Below are 8,355 nucleotides of genomic sequence, written 5' to 3'. Positions count from 1 at the left end.
CGGATCTGCGGATAGTGGCAGACCCGGCCGAACAGGGTGGTGACGTAGCCCTTGTCGCGGCAGAGCTTCTTCGTGTCGTCGATATAGGCGCGGATGCCGGGAAAGCGCTCGAAGTACTGCTTGATGAACAGGCTCGCCTCTTCGCGGCCGATGCCGAGGCGATCCGCCAGCCCGAAGGCGGAAATGCCGTAGATGATGCCGAAATTGATGGTCTTGGCGCGCCGGCGCAGGTCGCCCGTCATGTCCTTCAGCGAGACGCCGAACATGGCGCTCGCCGTCGCCGCATGGATGTCGATGCCGTCCTCGAACGCCTGGCGCAGCTGCGGGATGTCGGCGATGTGGGCCAATAGCCGGAGTTCGATCTGGCTGTAATCGGCAGAGATCAGGCGGTTACCCGGAGCCGCCACGAAGGCGCGGCGGATGCGGCGGCCCTCCTCGGTGCGGATCGGGATGTTCTGAAGGTTCGGGTCGGAAGAGGACAGGCGCCCGGTCGTCGTCGCGGCGAGCGAGAACGAGGTGTGGACCCGGTCGGTCTCCCGGTCGGCATGCTCCTGCAGGCTGTCGGTGTAGGTCGATTTCAGCTTGGCGAGCTGGCGCCATTCGAGGATCTTCTTCGGGAGCGGGTGGCCGGCCTGCGCCAATTCCTCGAGCAGCGTGGCGGGGGTAGCCCATTGGCCGGACGGCGTCTTCTTGGCGCCGGGCAGGCCCATCTTGCCGAACAGGATGTCGCCGATCTGCTTTGGCGAGGAGACCTGGAATTTTTCGCCGACGTCCTCCTGGATCTCCTCCTCCAGGCGCACCAGGATCTGCGAGAAATCGCCCGAGAGGCAGCTCAGCATGTTGCGGTCGACTCGGATGCCCTGCGCCTCCATGCGGGCGACAACCGGCACCAGCGGTCGCTCCAGGGTCTCGTAGACGGCCACCCGCCGTTCGGCGACGAGGCGCGGCTTCATCATCCGCCACAGGCGCAGGGTGACGTCGGCGTCTTCCGCCGCGTAGGCCGTGGCCTTGTCGAGCGCCACGCGGTCGAAGGCGATCTTGGCCTTGCCGGTGCCGGCGACGTCCGAGAAGGTGATGGGCTGGTGGCCGAGATGGCGGCGCGCGAGCTCGTCCATGCCGTGGCCGCCCTTGCCGGCATCGAGCACGTAGGAGATCAGCATCGTGTCGTCGAAGGGCGCCACCGTGATGCCGTAGCGGACCAGCACGGAGAGGTCGTATTTCAGGTTCTGGCCGACCTTGAGCACGCCCGGGTTCTCGAGGAGCGGACGGAGGGCGTTCAGCGCGTCGTCGATCGGGATCTGACCGGGCAGCAGGCCATCGCCGAAAAGGTCGTCGCCGCCCGAATGCTTCAACGGGATATAGGCCGCCCGCCCGGGAGCAACGCAGAGCGAGACGCCGACGAGATTGGCGTTGTTGGCGTCGAGCGAGTCGGTTTCGGTGTCGACCGCGATGACGCCAGCCTCCTCGGCCTCGGCGATCCAGGCTCGCAACTGTTCGATCGTCCCGATGGTCTCGTACGATTCGGTGTCGAAGGGCTTCACGGATTCCGCCGCACGGGCGGCCACGACGTTGGACGGCGTCGGCTCGCCGGGACCACGCGGTTTGGGAGCGATGTCGGGCAGGTTCAGGTCGGCAAACGGGTCGATCTCGGCTGGCGCCGCGCCTTCCGGCCTGTCCATGCCCCCAGCCGCCGTCTCGGGATCGACCGGCACGGCATCGCCAAAGAACGGGACCGCGTCGCTGCCACCGTCGGCATTCGCGTAGGCATGAGGCGAGGCACCCGGCAGCAGTGCCGGATCCGGCTTGACCGTCTCCGGATCGACGTGGAGCATCTGGGCGATGCGCCGGGTCAGGGTGTTGAACTCCATCGCCTTGAGGAAGCCGACCAGTTTTTGGGGGTCGGGCGCCGGCAGGCGCAGGTCGTCGAGCGCCACCGGCAGCGGCACGTTCTCTTCCAGCGCGACGAGTTTTCGCGAGAGCCGCGCCTGATCGATTCCGGCGAGCAGAGTCTCGCGGCGCTTGGGCTGCTTGATCTCGCCCGCACGCTCGAGGAGCTGCTCCAGGCTTCCGTATTCCTTGATGAGCGCGGCGGCGGTCTTGAGCCCGATGCCGGGGACGCCGGGCACGTTGTCGGAGGTGTCGCCGATGAGCGCCAGCGCGTCGCCGATCTGGCCTGGGCTCAGGCCCTCCCACTTGGCGATGATGGCGTCCACGTCGAGGTTGCGCTCGGGCCGGTAGCCTGGCTTGCCCTTGGCACCGGATTCGAAGTCGTAGAACCGCACCAGCGGACCGACGAGCTGCATCAGGTCCTTGTCGGAGGAGACGATGATGACGCCGGCGCCCCTTGCCTCGGCCTGGCGTGAATAGGTGGCGATGAGGTCGTCGGCCTCGTAGCGCTCAAGCTCGATCGGGATCAGCCCGAAGGCGCGCACGGCGTCGCGCATCAGCGGCATCTGGCGCTTGAGGTCGTCCGGCGCGTCCGGGCGGTGACCTTTGTAATCCGGGAAAAGCTCCTTGCGGAAAGAGCCCTCGGACTTGTCGAACACGATGGCGAGATGCGTCGGTTTGATGCCGGCAGCCCCCTCCTGCACAAACTGGGCAATCTTGGTGCAGAACAATCGCACCGCCCCGGTGGGCAGGCCGTCGGACGGGCGGGTGTTGTACTTCTGGTCCTGGTTGATCGACTGGAAGTACGCGCGAAAAATGAACGACGAGCCGTCGACCAGGATGATCTGGTCGCCGGGGCCGACGGGCGCGGAGGCAGGGGAAGCGGTCATCGAGCGGCCAGGGTTCGCGTGCGGGCACGCCTGATTAGGGCCAGGGCTGCACGAACGCCAAGCCCGGATGCGCGATCCTCACGAATGGCGCAGTCCAGGCCCCGCCCCTCGAACTCCGGTAGGTCGACCGGACGGAACTGCGCAAGTCGGGCGAGATTGCCCAGACCATCCCGCAGATCGACGACGCGCGTTGAGGTGACGAACCGGTACCGGAGGCATCGACAGCGACTGCAATGAGGAGGATGGCGTCCGCGCGGCCGATCAGAAATGTCGCGGTCCGGAACCGCCTTTTCCGGACCGCATTGCCAGTCGGCTTTATCGAGGGATCGCGACGTTTGCGTCCGACCGAACACAACCAGTGCCGCTGCGTTGACGCGCATCGCGTCTCGGTTTCCTTGAAGGGTCGAGCAAGGCCGGAAGGGTGGGACTGAAGGTAAGATGATCTCCGGAACAAACGAGCCGTGCATCATCCTCGGTATCCATGGCCTGGAGAACAAGCCGCCCCTCGACGAGAAGACACGCTGGTGGAAGGCGGCCATCGCCGAAGGCCTGACACGCAATTGCGGGTGGTCCGACGGAGAAATTCCGTTCGAATTCATCTACTGGGCGGACCTTCGCTACGAGAAGCCGGTCGTCGCCGAAGAGAACGATGAACCGTATCATCCGGACGATGGCAGCGGGCCGTTTCCAAGACATGATCCGGCCGACATTGCGCCCGTCAGCACCCTGATGGGCTATGTCTACGAGGGGCTCGACAGGTTGCAGACGAAGACCGGCGTGACGCCCGTCGACGACATCATCCTGAAGACGCGCTTCGACGACCTGTGGCACTACCATTCGGAGACGGAGTTCGCCCGCAATGTCCGCGGGCGCCTGTGCGAGCGGATCAAGGCCCTATCCGGCCGGCGTATCTTGCTCGCCGCGCACTCGATGGGATCGATCATCGCCTACGATGCGCTGAGGTCGCTGGAGCGCGATGCGCCATCGGTGAAGGTCGCGCATTTCGTGACGCTCGGGTCGCCGCTGGGTCTGGCGGAGGTGAAGCTGAAGATCGCCGCCGAGCACGGGGCGTGCCGCACGCCCAACAATGTCGCTCACTGGACGAACCTGACCGACAAACGAGATGTCGCAACGGTGACAGGCGCTCTCGGCGAAGACTATGTGCCCAACGATCACGGCGTCCACGTCACCGACATTGCGGTGATGAACGAGTACCGCCGCCTGAGCGGTGAGCCCAACCATCATAAATCATACGGCTATCTGCGGACGCCGGAGTTCTCGGAAATCACCCTGAACTTCGTTCCCTCCGCGGTAGCCGACCTGCTGGTTTGATGACCCAGATGATGGCGGCCTGCCCCATCATGCACGCAGCCGCCACCCCGCTGGAAACGGGGGAGGATTAAGGCGAAGGACGTATCCTCACGTCGCTGCACCCACCGTATCGGCCATCCGCGCCGAGCGGGTGCCGAGCGGTAGCGGCTTGCCCACGGTGGTATCGGCCTCGGTCTGGTGCTCCATCTCCGCATTGATCTCGGCCCCCACCAAAACAATTGTGGTCGAGAGCCAGATCCAGGTCATGAACCCGACCGCCGCGCCGAGTGATCCGTAGGTCTCGTTGTAGCTGCCGAAGTTGGAGACGTACCAGGAGAAGGCTAGCGATGCGACGAGCCAGAGGACGCCCGCGACGGCACTGCCCCAGGTCACCCAGCGCCAGCGCGGAGCGTCTCGGCTCGGGCCGTAGCGATAGAGCAGCGCGAGTCCACCGAGCACTGCCGCGAGCAGGACGGGCCAGCGCAGAAGGGCGATATACCAAGCCTTCTCGCTCAGACCCACGAAGGCGAAGATCGCGGGCAGCACGACGATCGCCACCAGCGCGAAGACGACGAACAGCAGGGCGCCGGCAGTGAAGGCGAGCGAACGCAGGTTGAGCCAGAAGAAATTGCGCGTCTCTTTCTCCTCGTAGACCACGTTGAGCGCGTCGAAGACCGCCTTCATGCCGCCATTGGCACTCCACAGGGAAAGGGCGATGCTGGTGAAGAAGGTGATGCCCAGCGTGGTGTCACCCTTCTCGGTGATGCGCTTGACCTGTTCGCCGACGATCTCGAGCGCGCCCGATGGCAGTATGCCCTGCAGGCTGGCGATCTGTTCGTTGATGGTCGCGGCATCCGCGACGAGGCCGTAGCAGGAGACGAGCGCCGCGATGGCGGGGAAGATCGCGAGCAGGACGTAGAACGTCACGCCCGCCGCCACCGAGACGAGACGGTTCTCGCTGATATCCTTGAATACCCGCATCCCGATATCCTTCCAGCCCTTGGCTGGGATCTCGGACGGCGTCGTCGCCTTGCGTCCGCGCTCGGGTTGCGCATCCGCCACCCGTTTGGCGTCCTCGCCCGTATGGGAAGGCGACGGTTCACGGGCCGGGCCGTTGGGAGAGGTCTCGCCGGAGTGCTGGACGGTCGTCCGGCGCGGGAGCGCCACGAGCCCGATCAGGGCGGTTGCAAGAGCTAGCGTCCAGACCGTCGAATTCCCGCCTTCGTTCGACGCGGCATCGGCGGTGGTCTTCTCAGGATTTGCCATGTGTCGCTTGCCGCCTCGAAGCTACCCCGCCAATGCGGGATTGTTTCCTGGCAGGACAACTGATGTTCGGCGGATTCCGTTTCACCGTATTGGTTTACGCCGTCCGCTGCCGCGTAATACGGCCGACGAACCGAGGCCGACGCATCGGCTGTGGCGAGGACCCGCCACGCCGAACGTCGTCGAACCCCGGTCAGCTGCGCCCGAACAGGCGCCGCAGACCGCCGAGGATGCCGCCGCGAGCCGTCGCACCGACCTGCGGAACGGGTGTCGCCACGTTCTTGCTCGGGGCGTCGGTAAACTGAATGAGGCCCAGTGCCGCCGTGTCCGTCGTCTCGCGGTCGATCAGGATGAAGCCGCCGGTATCGCGGTTGGCCGAATAGGCATCGACCGCCACGGGCCGATCGAGGGTCAGGACCACGTCCGCGATGTCGTTGGCCACGAGACGCCCGGCCGGCTCGGGCCGGCCGGTCTCGGGGTCGATCCTCGTGCGGATCTCGCTGAGGATGGCATTCACCGTGACGGTGCCGACCTTGGCGAGCAGCGCGGCGCCCCTTGCGACCTCGGTCTCGGCCGCCCAGAACAGGCGGGCTTCGAGGGTATCGGTGATGCGCAATGGCGCCGCCGCCGCCGCGATCACCGCGCCGCGCGAAGCATCGACCTCATCGGCGAGAACGAGCGTCACCGATTGGCCCTCGACGGCCTGGGGCAGGTCGCCGTCCGCCGTGTAGATCCTGGCCACGGTCGAGGTCCGACCCGAAGGAGCGATCACGACGGCGTCGCCGGGCGCAATGCGACCGCTGGCGATCAGCCCTGAGAAGCCACGGAACTCGGAATTCGGACGGTTGACCCACTGCACCGCCATCCGGAACGGCGCCGCCTGTTCCTCGATCCGGACAGGAACGGACTCCAGGTAGCTCAGCAGCGGCACGCCATCATACCAGGGTGCGGCCGCGCCCGGCAGCACCACGTTGTCGCCGTTCTTGGCCGAGAGGGGGATCGCCTTGACCTCGCCGAAGCCGAGCGGCGCCGCAAAGGCATCGAACGCCGCGGTGATCTGCTCGAACCGGTTCTGCGACCAGCCAACCACGTCCATCTTGTTGACGGCCAGCACTACTCGGCGGATGCCCAGCATCGACACCAGCAGGGCGTGCCGGCGGGTCTGGCGGGTGAGGCCGTGGCGGGCATCGACCAGGATCACGGCGACGTCGGCAGTCGAGGCGCCGGTGGCCATGTTGCGGGTATACTGCTCGTGGCCGGGCGTGTCGGCGACGATGAACGAGCGCTTGTCGGTCGAGAAGAAGCGGTAGGCGACATCGATCGTGATGCCCTGCTCGCGCTCGGCCTGGAGGCCGTCGACGAGAAGGGCGAGATCGACCTCGGCCCCTTGCGTACCGTGCTTTCGCGAATCGCGCTGGAGCGCGGTGATCTGGTCGTCGTAGATCTGCTTGGTGTCGTGCAGCAGCCGGCCGATCAGCGTCGACTTGCCGTCATCGACGGAGCCACACGCGATGAAGCGCAGGACTTCCTTGTGCTGGTGCGCTGCGAGGAAGCTGTCGTAGCCGAAGGCTTCGGGGGCCTGGTGGATCGTCATCTCAGAAGTAGCCTTCCTGCTTCTTGCGCTCCATGGCGCCCGCTCCGTCCTTGTCGATCACCCGTCCCTGACGTTCCGAGGTACGGGCGGCCAGCGTCTCGCCGATGATTTCCGGCAAGGTGGCAGCCTCGCTCTCGACGGCGCCGGTGAGCGGATAGTCGCCGAGCGTCCGGAAGCGCACCGACAGGTTCTGGGGAGTCTCGCCGGGTTCGAGCGGCAGGCGCTCGTCGTCGACCAGGATGAGCTGTCCCTCGCGCTCCACGACCGGGCGCTCGGCCGCGAAGTAGAGAGGCACGATCGGGATCTGCTCCTGCTCGATGTAGAGCCAGACGTCGAGCTCGGTCCAGTTGGAGAGCGGGAACACCCGAAGGCTCTCGCCGCGCTTCTTCTTCATGTTGTAGAGGTGCCAGGGCTCCGCACGCTGGCGCTTCGGGTCCCAGCGGTGCTGGGCAGTGCGCACGCTGACGATGCGCTCCTTGGCGCGGGACGCCTCCTCGTCGCGCCGTGCACCGCCGAAGGCGGCGTCGAACTTGTGCTTGTCCAGCGCCTGACGGAGACCCTGCGTCTTCATCACGTCGGTGTGGACTTCCGAGCCGTGGCTGATCGGGCCGATGCCGCGGGCGAGACCGTCCGCGTTCGTGTGAACGATGAGGTCGAGACCGAGCGCCTTCACGCGCGCATCGCGGAAGGCGATCATCTCCTTGAACTTCCACGTCGTGTCGATGTGCATCAGCGGGAACGGCAGGCGCCCCGGCGCGAAGGCCTTGAGCGCGAGGTGCAGCAGGACCGATGAATCCTTGCCGATCGAGTAGAGCATCACCGGGTTCTCGGTCTCGGCGACCGTCTCCCGCATGATGTGAATGCTCTCGGCCTCCAGGCGCTGGAGATGCGTCAGGCGGTCGGGCCGGCTAGCGGGCAGGGTCTCTGAAGCGGGACCGGCGCTCATTGGGCCATCTCCGGGCTGGTGTTGCGGATGCGCTCGAAGGCAGCGGGTTCCTCGCCGGGTGCAACGGCCGCCTCCGGTCGATGGAGATGTAGGCCGCATTCCTTCTTAGATTCCTGCTCCCACCACCACCGGCCGGCGCGCTCGCTCTCCCCGACACGGACCGCACGGGTGCAGGGCGCACATCCGATCGAGGGAAAGCCTCGGTCGTGGAGGACGTTGTAGGGGACGAAGTTGTCGATCACGAGGCGCTCGACATCGGCCCGGGTCCAGTCGGCGAGCGGATTGATCTTGATGAGCCCGCGAGCCTCGTCGGCTTCGGCGAGCGGCGTGTCGGCGCGGTTCGGCGATTGCCCGGCCCGCAGGCCCGTGAGCCAGCCGGCGGTACCTGCCAAAGCTCGTCCGAGCGGTTCGACCTTGCGAAAGCCGCAGCAATCCTGGCGCGCGGCCACCGAATGGCGGAATCC

General features: G+C 66.2%; 6 protein-coding genes. 1 reads left to right on the top strand and 5 read right to left on the bottom strand.

The window, feature by feature from the left end; all coding sequences use genetic code 11:
• A partial coding sequence (gene polA, locus ACFE7U_RS16705; protein WP_375410841.1) for a DNA polymerase I occupies positions 1-2,777 on the bottom strand: 2,777 nt, incomplete at its 3' end.
• 438 nt (positions 2,778-3,215) lie between these two features.
• On the opposite strand from polA, the gene ACFE7U_RS16700 reads away from it, so the two are divergent.
• Positions 3,216-4,109 (top strand): hypothetical protein, encoded by an 894-nt coding sequence (locus ACFE7U_RS16700; protein WP_375410840.1) that lies wholly within the window; start codon positions 3,216-3,218, stop codon positions 4,107-4,109.
• Between the two features lie 87 nt (positions 4,110-4,196).
• On the opposite strand, the gene ACFE7U_RS16695 is transcribed toward ACFE7U_RS16700, so the two are convergent.
• From ACFE7U_RS16695 to ACFE7U_RS16680, 4 genes are all read right to left on the bottom strand, one after another.
• On the bottom strand, positions 4,197-5,354 hold the full coding sequence (locus ACFE7U_RS16695) for a YihY/virulence factor BrkB family protein (RefSeq protein ID WP_375410839.1): 1,158 nt from the start codon (positions 5,352-5,354) through the stop codon (positions 4,197-4,199).
• Positions 5,355-5,544: 190 nt separating this feature from the next.
• A complete protein-coding gene (gene cysN / locus ACFE7U_RS16690; RefSeq protein ID WP_375410838.1) occupies positions 5,545-6,945 on the bottom strand; it encodes a sulfate adenylyltransferase subunit CysN in 1,401 nt (466 codons plus the stop codon).
• Position 6,946: 1 nt separating this feature from the next.
• Positions 6,947-7,891: a sulfate adenylyltransferase subunit CysD gene (cysD, locus tag ACFE7U_RS16685; protein ID WP_375410837.1), complete on the bottom strand. Its 945-nt coding sequence runs from the start codon at positions 7,889-7,891 to the stop codon at positions 6,947-6,949.
• Positions 7,888-8,355: phosphoadenylyl-sulfate reductase (locus ACFE7U_RS16680; RefSeq protein ID WP_375410836.1), on the bottom strand; the 468-nt coding region annotated here is incomplete at its 5' end. The genes ACFE7U_RS16680 and cysD, both read right to left, overlap by 4 nt.

The organism is uncultured Methylobacterium sp., from assembly GCF_964251405.1.
GTDB lineage: Bacteria > Pseudomonadota > Alphaproteobacteria > Rhizobiales > Beijerinckiaceae > Methylobacterium.
The sequence above is the reverse complement of the archived record's forward strand: the minus strand, read 5'-3'. Positions and strand labels throughout refer to the sequence as shown.

What these genes read in the sequence shown, in the direction of transcription:
- ACFE7U_RS16695 (WP_375410839.1), bottom strand. Translation starts at nt 5,354, where the DNA reads ATGGCAAATCCTGAGAAGACCACCGCCGATGCCGCGTCGAACGAAGGC.
- ACFE7U_RS16700 (WP_375410840.1), top strand. Translation starts at nt 3,216, where the DNA reads ATGATCTCCGGAACAAACGAGCCGTGCATCATCCTCGGTATCCATGGC.
- cysN (WP_375410838.1), bottom strand. Translation starts at nt 6,945, where the DNA reads ATGACGATCCACCAGGCCCCCGAAGCCTTCGGCTACGACAGCTTCCTC.
- cysD (WP_375410837.1), bottom strand. Translation starts at nt 7,891, where the DNA reads ATGAGCGCCGGTCCCGCTTCAGAGACCCTGCCCGCTAGCCGGCCCGAC.